We start from the raw sequence: 564 nt of genomic DNA, 5'->3' as shown, positions 1-564 counted from the left end.
TCTCTGCGAGTGCCCACACAGATTGTCTGATAAATTGTTAAAGAGCGTTGCGACTTTATCTTTCGATATTAACCGTTTAGGTTGTTGTCGCGAGGTGTCGTATACTACGTTTTTCTATCAGAAAGTCAAGTGATTATTTTTAACTTTTTCTTTCTTTTTCACCTCTGTCATCACTAGGTTTCTTTTCTAACCTTACCACCGGAGCGGTTTGTCGTGACAACGGATGCGCATTATAGGGAGTCAGAAAATTCTAGGAAGTGTTTTTTTAAAAAAATTTTTCAGTTGCTGATATATCACCCAAAACGCCTATTTTTTGATATTTTTAACCGCTTTAGGCAGTTCTGCGATGCTTTCTATGACTAAATCAGCAGCTGCGATAGCTTCATCAGTTACTGTTTCACCTCTTTTAACGAGAATAGTTGTACCAACATTTGCCGCTTTACCCGCTTGCATGTCTGCGAGCTTATCGCCAACCATAATAGAAGATGCCATATCAATATTCAGAAATGCTTGCGCGTCTAATAACATTCCTGGTTTTGGTTTACGGCAATTACAGTCTTGTCG

General features: G+C 39.0%; 1 protein-coding gene. It reads right to left on the bottom strand.

Translation table 11 applies throughout. The features are described from left to right. Window positions 1-306: 306 nt before the first annotated feature. On the bottom strand, window positions 307-564 hold a 258-nt coding region (locus ABN217_RS19990; protein WP_349459969.1), incomplete at its 5' end, for an HAD hydrolase-like protein.

The organism is Proteus sp. fly-1067 (genome assembly GCF_040139345.1).
GTDB lineage: Bacteria > Pseudomonadota > Gammaproteobacteria > Enterobacterales > Enterobacteriaceae > Proteus > Proteus vulgaris_B.
Note: the sequence above shows the minus strand (reverse complement) of the source record. Positions and strands in the feature narration are given on the sequence as shown.